Raw genomic sequence first — 17,297 nt, 5'->3', positions numbered from 1 at the left:
ATCGCGCGGCTTGCTACGCGCCCCTCCCTCGAGCTAATCAACTTCTTGGCCCGCCCTTTGCGAGCTGCGCGCTCGGCAAAGGCTGTGGGTTCGTTCGAGCGTGGTAGCCTTGCGCTCGCATGGTTAGGCGATGGGATCGGGGTTGTGTTCGTCGCCCGTTGCGCCACCGCAGTGGTTCCATCCTTCTGGGGGCATCGTTTCGTCCCATGGGCAGAAAGACGATTGCGGTACCGCGGTAGTCCGTTCTTCCAGGGGTGAATCTTACGGAAAATGTCAGGTTGGCCTGCCGTGGGTGCCCATGAGGGCTTGAGTCGGGTATAGTGGTGCGACCGTAAAATCTCTTTGAAAGGATTCCTTCATGAGCAACGAAGGTAAGAAGGTCAAGGCGCATTATCGCGGTACGCTTGACGACGGCACTCAGTTCGACTGCAGCTACGATCGCGGCGAGCCTATCGAGTTCACGTGCATGGCCGGCCAGATGATTCCTGGTTTTGACGCTGCGGTTAAGGATATGGTCCTTGGCGAGAAGAAGACTGTGAAAATCCCCGCCGCCCAGGCGTATGGCGAGTACAACCCGCAGGCCGTCCAGCGCGTTCCCGTGGCGAACATTCCCAACGCCGATCAGCTGCCTGTGGGCCAGACCGTGTACTTCAATGGCCCGATGGGCCCCTTCCCGGCGAAAGTTGTCGAGGTTGATTCTGAGTACGCTACGTTCGATATGAATCATGAGCTCGCTGGCAAGGATCTTACGTTCGAGATCGAGCTGGTGGAGGTCGAGGGCTAGTCCGCTTTCGCCAAACGCTTCCGCCAAACAATGAGAGCAAGGCGGTTGCCGCCGAACGAATCACGACGCGTCCGAGGGTTGCTCGGGCGCGTTTTTTGTTGCCGTGAAGCAGCGCTCACTTGGGGGCTTAGTTTTTACGCTCCCGGATGGCCGAATGACCGGAACTCAGTTTTTACGCTCCCGGATGGCGTCGCGACGCAGATTAATATAATCCAGCAGCTCGCCACGGCGGTGCACGTGCAATTTGCGATAGATGTGCTGGATGTGCGTTTGCACCGTGTAAGGCGATATGACGAACCGCTTCGCAATCGAGTCGATGCTATGATTGCGCGCCAGGAGCTTGAGCACCTCCGTCTCGCGCGGCGAAAGGCCGAATTCCGCCGCTGCGTCCTCGCACACGGTATCAACCTCGTCGACGGAGAGGGGAGCGCTGGCGAGCTCGGTGATGGCGTGCTGCTGGCGGGTGGCGGCGATGATGAGGAATCCGATAATGCATGCCCCTAAAAGGCAGGTGTCGGTGGTCAGGCTGCTGTTTACCAGGTTGTTCTGCTCAAGAAACACCGCAGATGCGTTGCCGATGACGCTGCCCAGCCGCATAACTCCTTCCGATACGCCAAAGGCGATGGCCGGAGCCATGTAGCCTCTTGTGGCAAGGGCGCCGAAAAACGTAAGCATCAGGATTTCCATGGTCACGCAGATGCCCATGCCCAGGGCAAAGGCCGCCACGGCAAGCGCGCCGCTCTTGATGACCAGGGCCAGCGCCACAATGGAAAGCGCCATAAGGAAGGGGACGAGCGAATAGGGCTCGCCGTCGGTGAAGCGCGAGGCGTACAGCAGAAGAAGCACGCTGATGATGATTACGCCGCCGGCAAGCGTCCACGCTAGAATATTCGCATGAAACAGCACGCCCGTGAGCTCGGTGGGGATGATGCAGGTGGCGAAGGTGTCGGCCATGGAAATCATGCCGCCTGTGACGAGAATGACGATGGCGCTCATGCGCAGCGCCTTGCTGGACTTGTGCGGCAGGAGCACCGGCTCGGGACATCCGCCCGACCTGGCCATGGTGCTGCGGTAGGCGATCGCCGAGGCGATGGGAAAGAGGGCCGCGAGCACGGCGGCGGCAGGGGTGGGCAGCAACATGCTTGCGGCCATGGCTGCCACGGTGACAATCGCGAACGTAAGCGCCACGTCGCGCACGGCAAACGTGGCCTTGGCGCGAGAGCAGCTTGCGCCGCCGAATATCCACATCAGCGCCTGACAAAGGCCGAACAGGCATGCGATGACCGTTGCCATTACATAGAACGGCGCTCCATGCACGAACGGAAACACGAGACAGAACACAAGCGTGGCAGCCGAGAGAACACCCGCCGACAAGGGCACGATGCCCAGATGCTCGCCGGTGTCTATGCGTTTTATGCCAAGCGGGAGAACGAGCATGAACAACCCGGCGAACCCTAGCGTGAGCAGCCAGACAAAGGTGACGTCAAGCGAGGTAATGCCAAGCAGGCCTGTGGCGTTGGGAACGAACCAGAGGCTGTAGTGCCAGGCGGAAATAAGGGCAAGGCTCAAATACGGGGAAGTGTAGACAGATGCAATGCCGCGCTTGATGCGGATGGGCGCTGAAGGCATAAACGAAGCGACTTTATTCTTGGGTGCAGTCGTGCTCATACTACCGCCTTCAATCGCCTGGGCAGATTCCGATGACGACGCCTGTGCGTGATCGGATCGGCATTCGCATCGGTGCGCGTTCGCGACGATAACTTATCTATTTTACTCGGAATCGCCATTCTGTGGAATCACTTTTTTGATGCGATATCGAATTCGTCGCTAATGGTGCATTCATTATGTGCGAATTCATGCCTCGCTAAGGATACCTCATTATGACCGCCTCACGCACAATGATGCAGTCGCGTCCCGCCCAAGGGAATCACGCGCGTGCGAATATGCGGCACTGCATGCGCGCGAGGGGCGGCCGACAGCGTATGAGGGCGTCCGCGGAGTGCTAAGCGACGACCGTCGGGCGCATTCGAGAAAGGGGCTGCCCATGGCAGGTAACGCTCATGGAGAGAAAAGCTACAAAGACCTCTCCGCTCCCCACCGATGGATGCTGCTGATTCTGGTCAGTATGGGTTCCTCGGTCATCTACGGTCCCATTTATCTGAAGATGGTGTTCTACGATCCGCTGATGCAGGCCCTGGGCTGCACTAACACCGAGCTCAACACGCTCGTGTCCATCTACGGCATCGCAGCCGTCGTGTTCTACTTCTTCTCCGGCGTCATCGCCGATAAGATTCGTGTGCGCACGCTGTCCTGGATTGGCTATCTAGGCGTCGCGCTGCTTACGTTCTACTACGCCACGCTGCCTTCTTACGGCACGTTGGTGGTCGTGTTCATCCTGTACGCTGTGTTCTCCATTCTCATTTGGTGGGGCACGCGCTACAAGCTCGTTCGCATGATTTGCGATGAGGAAGAATATTCCCAGAAGATTGGCCTGTCCTACGGCATCTATGGCGCCATCGGCTTGGTGCTGAGCCTGATTCAGGCCGCTGTAGTCGCGGCGTTTCCCTCTGCGCAGATGGGTGTGACTGCGCTGCTCATCATCTCCGGTGTGCTTATTCTTATTTGCGGCGCGCTGGCGTTCTTCTTCATCCCCAAGTTCGAGGGCGAAATCGTGGCAGACGCCAAGATGTTCGATTTCCGCGCCGCCGGTCAGGCATTGAAGATTCCCGCCGTCTGGTTTGCCGCTCTGACCATGTTCTGCGTGTACTTTGTCAACGTGGGTGCTACGTTCTCCACCCCGTTCATGAGTGGCGTGCTGGCTGCGCCCGTCGCGTTGGTTTCGATCATCAGTATCGTTCGTTCCTATGGCATTACCGTGTTCTCGTCGCCGATTTTCGGCTGGATCTCCAAGAAGGTCGGCTCGCCGTCCAAGGTCATCTTCTGCGGCATGATCGGCGCTATTGTCTGCCTCGCGGCACTTATCCTTCTGCCGCATAACCCGTCCATCCTCGTGGTGGTCGCTGTGTTGGTGTGCCTGCTTTCGTTTGCCACCAACGGTCTGTACGGCATCGCCTCCGGCCAGCTTGCTGAGGCCCACATTCCGCCGCATCTGTTCGGCACCGGCGTCGGCCTGATTTCCATCATCGGCCTGTGCCCCGATGCGTTCCTACACACCTGGTTCGGCGTGATCATGGACCAGCAGGGCAACGACGCCTACACCACCATCTTCATGATCCTGATTGCCTTCTGCGTGGGCGGTATGCTGTTTGCGGCGCTCACCCTGCGCGCCGGCAAGAAGAACCTTGCTAAGATGGAAGCTGCGGGCGAGAAGGCCGAATAACGGTTTTGTTTCAAATAACGCGGGCGGTTGTGTGCCGTCCGCGTTTCGCTGCATCATATGCAGCGTTTGTACGTCCTGCGGCCGCGAAAAAACGAGGGGATTCGTCGCGGCTGCGCAAGAGTGAGGAGTTCCAACATGGACAACAAGGTCGATCTGAACAAGTTCATGAATGACCAGATGAAGGCCGTGCTTGTGAAGTCGCAGGAAATCGCGGGCGATGCCTTCGATACGAACGCGGGCTTCGAGGAAATGCGCGCGAACTACGTCAAGGAGCGCGCGTACTGGAACGAAGAGCCCCCTGCGATGGCCAAGGTGTCCGACGAGTTCCTCGAGGGACCCATGGGCGAGTTCAAGGTTCGCTACTACTATCCCGGCGAGGCCGAGAAGCTGCCTGTGATCGTATACGTGCATGGCGGCGGCTTCGTGGTGGGCAGCGTGGACACTCATGACCGCGTGTGCCGCCTGCTGGCCACCCATACCGGCGCCGCCGTGGTGAGCGTCGACTACCATCTGTCGCCTGAATCGGTGTATCCCACCAACATTCAGGAGGTCGTCGCGGTTGCCAAGTATCTGCATGAGCATGGTGACGAGAAGGGCATCGACGGCAACGACCTCTCGTTCGCGGGCGATTCCGGCGGTGCCGTGCTTTCGTTTGCCGCCAACCTTTGGCTGCGCGACGAGGAGGGCAACAACTCCTTCGTCAAGACGATGCTTTTGTACTACGGCTTCTACGGCTTGACCGACTCCAAGTCTCGCCGCCTGTACGGCTGGCTCGAGGACGGCATGCGCGAAGAAGACCTGCTGTACTACAACAAGATTTGGCTGTTCGGCGAGAAGGAAGGAACCGAAGCCGAGCTTCGCGAGAAGATGGCGGCACCGTATGTGGATATGCTCCACAACGACCTCAAGACCTCTATGCCCGCCGTGTTCCTTTCTGCCGCAGAGCTCGACCCGCTGCGCGACGACAGCGAGTGCATGTACGAGGCGCTCAATGCCAACGGCGTGCCGTGCGAATACAAGCTCTATGATGGCGTGTTGCATGCATTCGTCATCTACACCCGCATGCTCGATGCCGCCAACCAGTGCATCGAGGATTCCGCGGAGTTCTGGAAGAAGCATCACGCGTAAGGCGCACGTCCCGAACATGGTTTAAAACAGAGCCGCCCGCGCGTCTTTGCATACGGGCGGCTTTCTGCAGAAAGGGGAGTTCCATGTACGATTTCGAAACGCTCATCGACCGCCGCGGAACGGGCGCGTCCAAATGGGTGCACAATCCCTTTACTGAGGGCGAGCTTGAGGACATCGTGCCCTTGAGCGTGGCAGACATGGAGTTCACCGCTCCGCCCGAGCTGCGCCGCTGCCTGACCGATCTGGCTCAAAATGGCGTGTTCGGCTACCAAAACGCCGATGAGGATTATTTCAAATCGGTTCAGGGATGGTTTGAGCGCCGCCAGGGCTACACGCCCGAGTTCGAGTGGCTTGTGCCCGCTCAGGGCGTTGTCCAGGCTCTCGTCGGCTGCATTCGCACGTTCTCGATGCCTGGCGACGGCGTGATTATCCAGGAGCCGGTGTATTATCCGTTCCGCTACTACACGGAGCTGCATCATCGCATGGTGGTGAACAACCCGCTGGTCGAAAGCGTGGCGGAGGACGGCCGTCTGCATTACGACATCGATTTTGATGGGCTTGAGGAGGCGTGCGCGCGTCCCGATACGCGTATTCTGCTTTTCTGCAACCCTCACAACCCAGTTGGTCGCGTTTGGACGGCAGACGAGGTGCGTCGCGTTGCCGAGATTTGCGAACGTCATGGCGTGCTGCTGGTGTCCGACGAGATTCACGGCGATTTGATTCTGGGCGAGCGTCCTCTTACGAGCGTTATGACGCTGCCTGACGAGCTGCGCCGAAATGCCGTGGTGTGCACCGCGCCGTCGAAGACCTTCAACCTTGCGGGCCTTATGAACTCTAACGTGTGGATCGTGGACGACCGTTTGCGCGAGCGCTTCAACACCGAGATGGGATACCTGGTCATCAACGGCCCCACCAATTTCGCGCGTTTCGCCACCATGTGCGTCTATGACGAGTGTGAGCCGTGGCTCGAGGAGCTGCTCGAGTACCTCAAGGGCAATTACGATTTGCTCATCGGCCGTTTGTCTGAGGCGTTCCCCAAGATGCGCTGGTCCGAGCATGAGGGCACCTATCTGGTGTGGACCGACTGGCGTGCCTACTTCGACGATGCCGACGAGCTGGAAAAGTTCTCGCTCGAGAATGCCAAGATCGCCTTCGACGAGGGCAAGATGTTCGGCGTGGGCGGAGCCGGCTTCGAGCGCTGGAACATCGCATGTCCGCGCCGCGTGCTGGACAAGGCCATCACGCGCTTTATCGAGGCGGCAAAGGATGACCCTCATTTCGCGTAAGATGTTCCGTGCGCATGTGATTCCAGGCGTGCTACGCAGCGGATGAAGCATGCATATCCCCAGGTTTTATGCGGCGAAAGATATTTCTTTCGCCGCTTTTGTATGCGACGTGGTATTATTGCCGCGTTCGTTGTTGCGAATCCCTTTGTACATACTAGGTTTCCGGGCGCTTCTCGCGCAGGGTTTTTCGTGTATGCAAGCGCGGTCCCGGACGTTCTAAGGTGAATTTCCTGCACTTTCAAGCATTTTATATTTGTGTCGTGTGCCCGGCTGCGGGCGTTTCCGTATGAAGGAGGAAAAGTGAAGTTCTTTCTGGACACCGCTGATCTTGATGAGATCAAAGAAGCGGCAAGCTGGGGCGCCCTGGCCGGCGTGACCACCAACCCCACGCTGTATTCACGTATCGGCGGCAAGCTGGCCGATTTCCACAACCATATCGCGCGTATCTGCGAGATCGTGGACGGTCCGGTGAGCGCCGAAAGCGTTGCCATGACTCGCGACGAGATCGTGCGCGACGGCCGTGAGCTGGCCGCCATTGCCCCCAACGTCGTGGTGAAGATCCCCACGATGGTGGAGGGTCTTGCCGCCTGCCGTCAGCTCGCCGACGAGGGCATTCGCGTCAACATGACGCTGTGCTTCAGCGTGCCGCAGGCCATCCTTGCCGCACGTGCCGGTGCTCGCTACATCTCTCCCTTTGTGGGCCGTTTCGATGACATTTCCGAGAATGGCCTGGCGCAGCTTGAGGACGTGGTTACCGCCATCAACAACTACGACTACTCCGAGAACACCGTGAACGGCGAGCAGGTCGAGATCATTGCCGCATCCGTGCGCAGCGCCAACCACGTGACGCAGGCCGCGCTCATGGGCGCCGATATCGCCACCGTGCCCTTCGCCGTGCTGAAGAAGATGGTTCAGCATCCGCTGACCGATCGCGGTCTCGAGGCATTTCTGAAGGATTGGGAAAAGGTCGCTAACGCATGAGCCCCAACGAGATGAGCAGTAATTCCGAGATGGATGCGGCGCAGGCTTCTGCCGCATCCGCCCCCGCCGCCGCTCCGGCGGAAGAGACGCCCAAGAAGCGTACGGTTCGACGCACCCGCAAGGCATCGACCGCCGATGCTGCTGATGCTGCGGCATCCGAGGCTTCCGCCGCCCCCGCCGCATCCGAGGCTCCCGCTGCGTCCGACGCGTCCGCCGAGGCCAAGCCCAAGCGCCGCCCCGGTCGCCCGCGCAAGGTACGCGCCGAGGAAGCGCCGGCCGATACGGCGGCCCAGATTGAAGCGGCCGCCACTGCAGAGGCCTCCGCCGAGGCCAAGCCCAAGCGCAAGCCGGGTCGTCCGCGCAAGAGTGCGACAAAAGCCACGCCCGAGACTCCGGTGGTTCCCGCCGAAGCCCCCCCCAGGACGCACCTGCACCCGAGGCAGAGGAGGCCCCAGCCGAGGAGCCCCGCAAATCCGATGAGCCGCGCAAACGCCCCGGCCGCTCCACGAAGCTGCGCGCTATGGTAGAGGCGTCCGAAGCCTCCGAGTCCGATACTGCGTCCGGCGACGCCGCATCCGAGGCTCCCGCTGCGTCCGACGCGCCCGCCGAGGCCAAGCCCAAGCGCCGCCCCGGTCGCCCGCGCAAATCCGTCGCGGTGCACGCGGCGCGCGAAGAGGCGGTTGAGGTCGCTGAGGCGTCCGATGCGCCTGCCTCGCACGATGCTTTCGAGGGCGCGCAGTCGGAGGAATGCGAGACCGCCCAAAGGCGTCCCCGCCGCTCGCGGGAAGAGCGCGAATCCAAGGGCGATTCCTATGCGAAATCCGATCGCTATGAGAAGCGCAACCGCGCCGATCGCCAGGATCGCCAAGACCGTCAGGATCGCCAGAACCAACGCGACCGCCGTGCTGCAAGCAAGCAGCAGAACGGCAAGCAGCAGAACCATGCCGATCAGCATGCGCAGCGCCGTCAGCGCCGCCAGCACAACGGCCGTGAGCCCATTGCCCCCAAGACCACTATGGACGACCTTGCCAAGCTCAAGGTGGCAGAGCTGCGTGCGAAGGCCGCCGAGCTGAACGTGGACGCCACGGGTCTGAAGAAGGCCGAACTTGTGTCCAAGGTGTTCGAAGCATCGGTGCGCGCCGAGGGCTTCATCGAGGTCGAAGGCGTCCTCGACATCATGCAGGACGGCTACGGATTCCTGCGCACCAAGGGCTATCTGCCCAGTGAGAACGATGTGTATGTGGGGCTCGCCACCATCCGTCGCAATAATCTGCGCAAAGGCGACATGGTTGCCGGCCAAACGCGTCCCAAGCGCGATAACGAGAAGTATGCGGCCCTCCAGCAGGTGAACACCGTCAACGGCATCCCGGTCGACCAGCTGGGTCAGCGCGTGCGTTTTGGCGATCTTACCCCAGTGTTCCCGGACGAGTGCCTGACCATGGAGCACGGGCGCAGCACCATCACGGCGCGTGTGATCGACCTAGTGTCTCCCATCGGCAAGGGCCAGCGCGGCCTGATTGTGAGTCCGCCCAAGGCCGGTAAAACCACCGTGCTGAAAGATATCGCTGCCGCAATTACGGCCAACAATCCCGAGGTGCATCTGATGTGCCTGCTCGTGGACGAGCGTCCCGAGGAAGTGACCGATATGCAGCGCTCCATCAAGGGCGAGGTCATCGCGTCTACGTTCGACATGCCTACCGAGAATCACATCGCCGTATCGGAGCTGGTCATCGAGCGTGCAAAGCGTTTGGTGGAGCTTGGCGAGGACGTAGTGGTGTTGCTGGACAGCCTTACGCGCCTGGCGCGCGCTTACAACCTGGCGCAACCCGCAAGCGGCCGCATCCTTTCCGGCGGCGTGGATTCCACGGCGCTCTATCCGCCCAAGCGATTCCTGGGTGCCGCGCGCAACATCGAGGGCGGCGGCAGCCTCACTATTCTGGCATCGGCCCTGATCGAGACCGGTTCCAAGATGGATGAGGTCATTTTCGAGGAATTCAAGGGCACCGGCAACATGGAGCTCAAGCTGGACCGCACCCTTGCCGACCGTCGCGTTTTCCCCGCCATCGACCCGGTGGCTTCTGGCACGCGTCGCGAGGATCTGCTGCTCAATCCGCAGGAGGCGCCGCTTATCTGGGCGGTGCGCCGTATCCTGGCAAATATGAACAGCACCGAGCGTGCGATGGACATGCTCATCAAGTCGCTCAAGCAGACGAACAACAATCAGGAGTTCTTGCTGCGTACGGCCAAGAAGGCCCAGTCGCAGAGGGATTCGGAGAACATGGAGTTATAGCTCTTCTCAAAAAAGGGGAGGGGCTGTAGCAAAAGTCCTCTCCATCGCATAACCATGCAGGTTTTCTGCATATTCAGGGCCTCGAGCGGCTGCTCGGGGTCCTGTTTTGCATAAGTATGCAGTTTGCGGAACTTCTGTTACAGTCCCTTTCCCCTTTAGAGCCCCCGGCGCGCTCTCGCGCGCGGAAATCAGGGAGTAAACACGCCACTGACGTGTTTACTGCCTTGGACCGCATGGGGCACCGGATGGTTGTGGCATTATTGCCCACCGGGGCCGGGGCGCGCTTGCTTCGCTCGCGCGCCATTTGCGGGCTGGGGTTGGGTTGAGGCGCCGTCAGGCGTCTCGCAGCCGCTCGGTTCGCGCTTCGCGCGGCGGGCATCGCCTTCGGCCCGCCCGTTTTTAGGCATTTTCGCTGCCGTTGCCTGCCTTAGGTGCAAAAGACGCCGATTTGCTGCAGTTTTTTGGAGGAGGACGGACTAGCCGGTCTTCAATACTCGCATTTCCCCAGGTCAAAGGGCTGGCAAAAAGCGGCTACTTCAGGAGATGTGCGAAAACTGCAGCAAATCGGCGTCCGTTGCTTTCGTCGGCCCGTTCTACCGGGTTTTGCTGGGGCGCAATCGCTTTAAAGCCTCCCGTAAGTGACTTTCGTTTCACTCGGCCGCTATTTTGAGCGGAGATGCGTTGGCTCAGTTCTCGGAAATGGGAGATGGAGTATTATTGATGGGTCGCCTGGGGCGGCCTTTTCGTTTTTGTCGGCGTTTTGGAGGGGATTGCGTGCTCATCAAGTCGGGAAAGAGCTGGACATATGCCATCTTTACGGTGGTGGTTCTCTCGTCGGCCTTGGGCAACCTCTCCCAGACGGGCCTCAATGCCATGCTTGTCACTGTGTGCGGCGAGTTGGGTATCGCTACCGGGGTGGGGCAGTGGCTTACGACGGCGTACATGTTTGGGCTGGGCGCCGTGGTGCCGCTGGCGTCGTATCTGATGGGGCGTTTTCGCCTGAAGGACCTTACGGTCCTCGCCATTTTTATCTTCATCGCGGGCGCTGCGATCGCGGCTGCGGCATCAAGCTTTCCTGTGCTGCTTGCGGGGCGCATCGTGCAGGCCATCGCTGCGGGCATCCTGCTGCCGCTCCTGCAGACCATTGCTATGACGCGTTTTCCCGATGGGCGCAAGGCTACCGCCATGGGCATTTCGGGTATTGCGATGGGGTTCTCGCCCAATATCGGGCCTACAATCGGCGGCGCCATGGTGGATGCGTTCGGGTGGCGCAGCTTTTTCGTGCTGCTCGCCGCGCTCTCGGCGATCATTCTGGCATTTTGCGTGCTCGCGATTAAACGTCATGACGATGCTTCGCTCTCGGTGTCGTTAGACTTCCTTTCGTTCGTGCTGTGCACGTTGGGCTTCGGAGGCATTCTTATGGGGTGCTCCGAGGCGTCGTCGCACCCGCTGACGAGCCCCTTCATCTGGGGTCCGATTGTGGTGGGCGTGCTTTGCCTGCTCGCGTTCGCAGTGCGGCAGCACAAGGTAGAGGATTCGCTTATCGATTTGACGATTTTCGGCGATTCCTCCTATCGCGTGGGCTTTTGGGCGCAGTGCTTCCTTTGCGCGTCGTTCATGGGCATTACGCTTCTGGTGCCGCTGTTCATCGAGGATTTTCGTGGCGGCACGGCGTTGGAGGCTGGCATGGTGTTGCTTCCCGGCACCGTGGCGGCGCTGATCATGAACCCTCTTGCGGGCTATCTGACCGACAAGATAGGCGTGCGCCCCGTTGCTGTGGTGGGCGGATTGTTTTTGAGCGTGGGCGCCGTGAGCATGGTGTTCATGGACGAAGCGACTCCATTGTGGCTGGTCATGACTCTGCAGGGCATTCGCGCCGTGGGCGTGTCGACGCTGATCGGCCCGCTCACGTCTTGGAGCCTCATGGGACTTAGCGGCAAGAAAACCTCCGACGGCAGCGCGTTTGGGTTGGCGGCGCGCCAGACGGCGGCATCGGTTGGCACTGCCCTCATGGTGATGTGCGTGGAAGGCCTGCCCATGCTCACGGGCGGTGCTGCATACCATGCGGCGTTCGGATGCTCCGCGGTCTTCGCGGTGGCAACGCTCATCTGCATTCTTGCGCGCGTGCGCTAGGGGAGGCGCTGGAGGCGCCAAGAGAGCGCCGCTTTCGATAAATTTCCCTGCCGAACTGGGAGAACTATCCTATAATGACTGATTAGTTTTTTTGCACGCGTCCACACATGCCACACACGAAAAGAGGGTCGGATGGGTCCGAGCGCCGATTTCCATATCGCGTCCATCGCGGTCCTTTCGCTTGTTTTCCTCTACGTCACATTTGGCCGCCGCGGACGGCGGGGCAGACAATTCAAGCTATTCGTTGCCCTCTTTGTATCGACCGTCCTTCTGGTCGTGTGCGGGCTGGCGCGCGGCATTGTGGTTATGAGCCTGGGCGTTGAGCAAGCGGCTGCTCCGTTTAGGGCGGCGGTGACCGTGCTCCAGTGCGTCGCTTCGTGTCTCATGCTTGCCTATACCGCCTCGTTGTGCTGCAGCGAAGGCAGGGATGTCAGGTTCGAACGCGTAGCGCTGACGGCTATTCCCTTCATCCTCGCAACGTGCGCCACCATCTCCTCCCTGTTCACCGATTCGGTGTTCTACGTCGATTCCGACGGCTTCCTCTCTCCTGGTCCGCTGCATTTCGCGGTTCACTTGTGCATGGCCTTCTATCCGGCGATGTGCATCGTGTACGCGATCGCCTACCGCAAGATGCTGCGCACTCTGGATGCCGCTGCGGTGTGGTGCGCGTCGATTCTTGTGCTTATATGCGTATGCGTGGAAACGCTGAACCCGCAAATTCGTCTGGCATCGTTTGGGTTCGCCATGGCGGTGCTCTCGGTGTTCGTCACGGCGGGCAGCCCCTTCGAATTCGTCGATTCGCTTACGCACGCTTTCGATGTTTCTGCGTTTCGGGCTCATGTTGCCGAGCTTCTCAAAGGCGGTCGCAGGTTTTCGGTGGTCGTCATCACGTTGCGTCGCCTTCCTATGCTCAACGCGCTTCTCGGCACGCAGGTGGCCGATGAGGCGATAAAGCTGTGCGCGCAGGCGGCGGTTCATGCGGGCAGAACACGCCAGGTGTATCGCGTGCGCGGCTCGGCTTTCGCGTTCGTGACGTTTTCGCGCCGCGAGTCGCGACGCGTGACCGAGGAGCTGACCAAGCTGTTCGCAAGGCCGCAGCAATTGGGCGGGACATCCATGCGGCTCGAAGTGGCGGTTGCGAGCGCATCGGGGCTCGATGCCTTTGATTCCTCGGAAGATATCGCCCAGTACGTGGGCTTCCTCATCGACAAGCTTCAGGAAGGTGCGGAAGTGCCCGAGGAACAGCGTGGGCTCATCGAAGAATTCAGACGCCGCCGCGAGGTACGGCGCTATCTTGCGCATGCGGTTAACGAGGGGCTGGTAAGCACCTATGCTCAGCCGCTGTATTCGCTTGAGCAAAATCGGTTCTGCGGTTTCGAGGCGCTCAGCCGCCTGGAACATCCTACGCTGGGTGCCATTCCGCCCGACGAGTTCATCGATGCGGCAGAGAGCGAGGGCCTTATCGCCGAGCTGGGCCGCACGCAATTCGATGCGGTATGTCGTTTCGCGTCGGAGCATGCAGACGAGCTTGTCGCGGCGCATATCGATGCCATCAAGGTCAACCTCTCGCCGGTCGAGCTTATGGAGGCCGATTTTGGGCTCAACACGCTCATGGTTATGGAACGTTGGGGCGTGTCGCCTGCGCTCTTCCAGTTCGAAATTACCGAGACCGCCTCGACACGTTACGGTTTTGAGGCGGGCGATGCCATCAAGACGCTGCGCGATGCCGGTTCGCGGTTCTGCATGGATGATTTTGGATCAGGCTTCGCGAACCTTGATTCTATCCTGAGCTTGCCGTTTTCCGTGGTCAAGATCGACAGGACGCTGCTTGCGGCTGCGGTAGAGGGCGATTCGGCTCGGGCCCTGTATCGCTCGGTCGTGGAAATGGTGAAAAGCCAGGGTCTTGTTGTGGTCGCGGAAGGTGTGGAGACGGCGCAGCAGGACGCGTTCGTGCGTAGCTTGGGGGGTTGAAGAGGCTCAGGGATTCTTTTATGCGCACCCGGTGCCAATTGGCGATGTCTTCGCTACAATACATGGCACGAAATCAAATGGATAGATAAAGGCGGGTGTGCGAAAGGCATCATGGCCAGGGTGGGTGCTGATATGTGGTATAGCGTGCGTCGCGCGGTGGCGCTTGCTGCCACGGCGTTGCTTGTTGCGACGCTTAGCTGTGCGGCGCCGTATGGTTGGGCGTATGCAGCGCCGTTGAGCGAAGGCTCGCCGATTGAGCAAGGTGGAACCTGTGATTCGTGCGTTGACGTGGGCTTTTTCGTTGCTGTGGTCAAAGATGGAACCGATTCGTATCCGCAGAGCGAGGAAGAACTTCAGCAGATTCTGACGGGCGTCTATTCTCCGGGCATTTACATTGATCAAGCGTTCGATGCGTCCGATTTCGCCGAATTCGGTGGCGATATGTACGACAATCAGCTTTACGACCTGACGGGCGAGGCCATCAAGGCACGTATTGTGACACTTCCTACCGAGGAGCAGATTGCCGAGGCGTGTGCGCGGGGCGGCATCGCGTTTGACCCCGAAACGCAGACCGTGGTGTGGTACGTGGTTAAGAGCGCCGATTCGGTATGGGATTCCATGTGGCACATAGACGGCCTTCTTGTTCCTAAGGAGATTGCTCCTGAGCCAGGCGAACCCGATGAACCCGATGGGCCGGACAATCCGGGAACCGGTGAGCCCGATGAGCCGGACCCGGATCCCGGCGATCCGGATGACCCAGACGTGCCGGACTCCGGTGATCCAGATAATCCCGACGTGCCAGATCCCGATCCGGGTCAGCCCGACGATCCGGATTCTGGCACTGATCCCGATGATCCCCGACCGGATGATCCCGCCGGGCCAGACGACGGGGAGTCTGCGTCGCCGGCCCCCGATAACGCGGGTGCGGCCGAATCCGAAAAACCCCTTACTTCGAACCCGTCTCCCATGCACGGTTCTCCGCTTGGCGCTCCGAATAACGCCGTTGATTCTTCTGGCGAATCTCTTGCCGCAGGTGCGACCTCGGCCGCAAGCGATTCGCGCGAGGGCGCATCTCAGCCTGGCGCGGCGGATTCCATAGAGCCCGCCATTGGTGGCGAGGCGCCAGAGGCATCCGCGGATGTTTCAAGTTCCATAGCTCAGGATGAAGCCCCGCTTGGCGCCATGCCGTCCGTGCCCGGTGAAGAGCCCCGGCTCAAAGGCATATCTGATGCCGCCTCGACGGCTCTTCATGTGGTGGGCGCGCTCGGCCTTGCCGGTGTGGCGGCGGGCGTCGTAGTGGCAAACGTGGCTGCTGCGCAGGCGGGAAGCGCCCTCTCGTCGCTTGACTCCCAGCTGCGTGGACGTGGAAGGGGGCGTCGCTCATGACTTCCCCCCAAAAACGTACCACTCTCGTGCGCGTTGTGCTGCTTATCGTGGTGGCGGGGGTCTCGCTTGCTGCCTGGTTTGTGCCGAGCATGCTCGGCGCCCCTTCACGGTATGACTCGTTGTTCGTCGCGGCATGGCTTGTGCTGATGGCGATCTTGCTCATAGACTCTCGCCGTCGCGACCGTAAGCGCAGAAGGTATGCGCGCACGTTCTATGTCGACGAGGAAAGCTCCCGCGTGTTCGGCCCAATGCTGGGAACCGTGCCTTACGCCAACGGCTGCGAGCTGTTCGATGCGATTGCGGTTGCGCTGGCAAATGAAGGTACGGCGCCGGCCTGCCTTGCTCCCCCGGAAGACTTCGTTCCTACCTACGTGGTGGAAACGGCGGAGTTCTCCTGCGTGCGAGATGCTCGCCTAAAGGCTGCTGAACCCGCAGCATGCGCCAACGACGTGACGGTTGTTCGTTGGACTGGCTGCATCGTGGATCTGGCTACGGGTCGCAAAAAGGAGTTCGCCTCGCCGTTTGACCTCGAAGATGCTTTTTGCCCGAGCTATGCCGTGAGCGCCGCTGCGGACGGGGCTTCGTTGGGAATCCTTCATGCGCCCGCGCAGCAAGGTGACGCATAGGAAATCCGATTGGATATCGGCGATTTAGGCCCAGAGAACAAAGAAGGCCCGGGAGGCAATCCCGGGCCTTTGTGCTAAGCAGGTTGCGGAGTGTTCTTCCCGCGGCGGAAAACCCATGCAGCAGTTGCGGGGGAAGGGCCGGCCTGCTACAGGCGAGCGACGCCGCTTTTGCGGGCGGCTTCTGCCACGGCGGCGGCTACGGCGGCGGCCACGCGCTTGTCGAAGGCGCCAGGAATGACGTACTCGGCGCAACGGTGCTCATCATCTACCAGGTCGGCGATGGCGTAGGCGGCTGCCTCCATCATGTCGTCGTTGATGTCAGACGCGCGCACGTCAAGCGCGCCGCGGAAGATGCCGGGGAACGCCAGCACGTTGTTGATTTGGTTGGGGAAGTCGGAGCGGCCCGTTGCGGCCACGGCGGCGCCGGCGGCCAGCGCTTCATCGGGCATGATTTCGGGCACGGGGTTGGCGCAGGCGAACACGATCGGATTGGCCGCCATCGTGCGCACCATGTCCTGCGTGAGCACTCCCGGAGCCGAAACGCCTACGAACACATCGGCGCCGCGCACCGCATCGGCAAGCGATCCCTTGACGCCTTCTCGGTTGGTCCAGGTGGCAATCTGGGCCTTTTCGGGGTTCATGCCCTCGCGACCCTCATAGATGGCGCCCTTGCTGTCGCAGATGATGATATCGGTCACGCCCATGCGCTGCATCAGTTTGGCGATGGAGATGCCCGCGGCGCCTGCGCCCGAGAACACCACGCGGATGTCCTTGAGCTCGCGGCCGGTGAGCTTGCAGGCATTGATCAGCGCCGCGCACGTGACCACGGCGGTGCCGTGCTGGTCGTCGTGGAATACGGGGATGTCGCAACGCTCCTTCAGCTGCGCCTCGATCTCAAAGCAGCGCGGGGCAGAAATGTCCTCGAGATTGATGCCGCCGAAGCTGCCGGCCAACAGCTCAACCGTGTGCACGATTTCCTCTACATCGTTGCTGCGAATGCACAGCGGGAATGCGTCCACATCGGCAAACGCTTTGAACAGGGCGCATTTGCCTTCCATGACGGGTATGCCTGCCTCCGGGCCGATATTGCCCAAGCCCAGCACTGCGCTGCCGTCGGTCACCACGGCTACCAGGTTGCTGCGGCGCGTATAGGTGTAGGACAGATCCACGTTCTCGGCGATCTTGAGGCACGGCTCGGCAACGCCGGGCGTGTAGGCTACGGCCAGATCCTCGGGAGTATTGAGCTCGGCGCGACTTATGACCTCGATCTTGCCCTGCCACTTCTCGTGCTGCTCCAGAGCGAATTGCTTTGCATCCATGTTGTATCCTTTTCAAGCCTTGATGCCGTCAGACAAAAGAAGAGCGCCCGCCA

General features: G+C 60.5%; 13 protein-coding genes. 11 read left to right on the top strand and 2 right to left on the bottom strand.

What is annotated here, in order from left to right; all coding sequences use genetic code 11:
* Nucleotides 1-358 precede the first annotated feature (358 nt).
* Entirely contained in the window at nucleotides 359-784 is a 426-nt protein-coding gene (locus DMP06_RS00900; protein ID WP_123207858.1) for an FKBP-type peptidyl-prolyl cis-trans isomerase, read from the top strand.
* A 165-nt stretch (nucleotides 785-949) separates the two neighbouring features.
* Here the strand turns inward: DMP06_RS00900 and DMP06_RS00895 are convergent, their stop codons facing one another.
* Nucleotides 950-2,452, bottom strand: coding sequence for a response regulator transcription factor (locus DMP06_RS00895; protein WP_123207857.1), 1,503 nt, complete (start codon nucleotides 2,450-2,452; stop codon nucleotides 950-952).
* Between the two features lie 376 nt (nucleotides 2,453-2,828).
* Between DMP06_RS00895 and DMP06_RS00890 the strand changes: the two genes are divergently transcribed.
* The 10 genes from DMP06_RS00890 to DMP06_RS00850 all read left to right on the top strand — a co-directional run bounded on the left by DMP06_RS00890 (nucleotide 2,829) and on the right by DMP06_RS00850 (nucleotide 15,925).
* Nucleotides 2,829-4,124, top strand: a complete 1,296-nt coding sequence (locus DMP06_RS00890; protein ID WP_123207856.1) for an MFS transporter — start codon at nucleotides 2,829-2,831, stop codon at nucleotides 4,122-4,124.
* Between the two features lie 135 nt (nucleotides 4,125-4,259).
* Complete coding sequence (locus DMP06_RS00885) at nucleotides 4,260-5,252, top strand: alpha/beta hydrolase fold domain-containing protein (protein WP_123207855.1); 993 nt, start codon at nucleotides 4,260-4,262, stop codon at nucleotides 5,250-5,252.
* 83 nt (nucleotides 5,253-5,335) lie between these two features.
* Nucleotides 5,336-6,538 carry a MalY/PatB family protein gene (locus DMP06_RS00880; protein WP_123207854.1) on the top strand — a complete coding sequence of 401 codons (1,203 nt, stop codon included), beginning with the start codon at nucleotides 5,336-5,338 and terminating at the stop codon, nucleotides 6,536-6,538.
* A gap of 300 nt (nucleotides 6,539-6,838) precedes the next feature.
* Complete coding sequence (gene fsa / locus DMP06_RS00875) at nucleotides 6,839-7,519, top strand: fructose-6-phosphate aldolase (RefSeq protein WP_123207853.1); 681 nt, start codon at nucleotides 6,839-6,841, stop codon at nucleotides 7,517-7,519.
* Nucleotides 7,516-8,046 (top strand): hypothetical protein, encoded by a 531-nt coding sequence (locus tag DMP06_RS11550; protein WP_220092515.1) that lies wholly within the window; start codon nucleotides 7,516-7,518, stop codon nucleotides 8,044-8,046. The genes fsa and DMP06_RS11550 overlap by 4 nt, the downstream gene beginning before the upstream one ends.
* Complete coding sequence (rho, locus tag DMP06_RS00870; RefSeq protein WP_220092514.1) at nucleotides 8,040-9,809, top strand: transcription termination factor Rho; 1,770 nt, start codon at nucleotides 8,040-8,042, stop codon at nucleotides 9,807-9,809. The genes DMP06_RS11550 and rho overlap by 7 nt, the downstream gene beginning before the upstream one ends.
* Before the next feature lie 774 nt (nucleotides 9,810-10,583).
* Nucleotides 10,584-11,942 (top strand): DHA2 family efflux MFS transporter permease subunit, encoded by a 1,359-nt coding sequence (locus DMP06_RS00865; RefSeq protein ID WP_245962309.1) that lies wholly within the window; start codon nucleotides 10,584-10,586, stop codon nucleotides 11,940-11,942.
* A 132-nt stretch (nucleotides 11,943-12,074) separates the two neighbouring features.
* The gene (locus DMP06_RS00860) at nucleotides 12,075-13,913 is read left to right on the top strand and encodes an EAL domain-containing protein (protein WP_123207851.1); all 1,839 of its coding nucleotides are present in this window, start codon (nucleotides 12,075-12,077) and stop codon (nucleotides 13,911-13,913) included.
* 111 nt (nucleotides 13,914-14,024) lie between these two features.
* Nucleotides 14,025-15,299 (top strand): hypothetical protein, encoded by a 1,275-nt coding sequence (locus DMP06_RS00855; RefSeq protein WP_123207850.1) that lies wholly within the window; start codon nucleotides 14,025-14,027, stop codon nucleotides 15,297-15,299.
* Complete coding sequence (locus DMP06_RS00850; protein WP_123207849.1) at nucleotides 15,296-15,925, top strand: hypothetical protein; 630 nt, start codon at nucleotides 15,296-15,298, stop codon at nucleotides 15,923-15,925. Before DMP06_RS00855 ends, DMP06_RS00850 begins: the two co-directional genes overlap by 4 nt.
* 146 nt (nucleotides 15,926-16,071) lie before the next feature.
* Here DMP06_RS00850 and DMP06_RS00845 read toward each other — a convergent pair whose 3' ends face one another.
* Nucleotides 16,072-17,244: an NAD(P)-dependent malic enzyme gene (locus tag DMP06_RS00845; RefSeq protein WP_123207848.1), complete on the bottom strand. Its 1,173-nt coding sequence runs from the start codon at nucleotides 17,242-17,244 to the stop codon at nucleotides 16,072-16,074.
* Between the last annotated feature and the right edge of the window lie 53 nt (nucleotides 17,245-17,297).

Origin of the sequence: Slackia equolifaciens (assembly GCF_003725995.1) — a bacterium.
Lineage (GTDB): Bacteria > Actinomycetota > Coriobacteriia > Coriobacteriales > Eggerthellaceae > Slackia > Slackia equolifaciens.
Note: the sequence above shows the minus strand (reverse complement) of the source record. Positions and strands in the feature narration are given on the sequence as shown.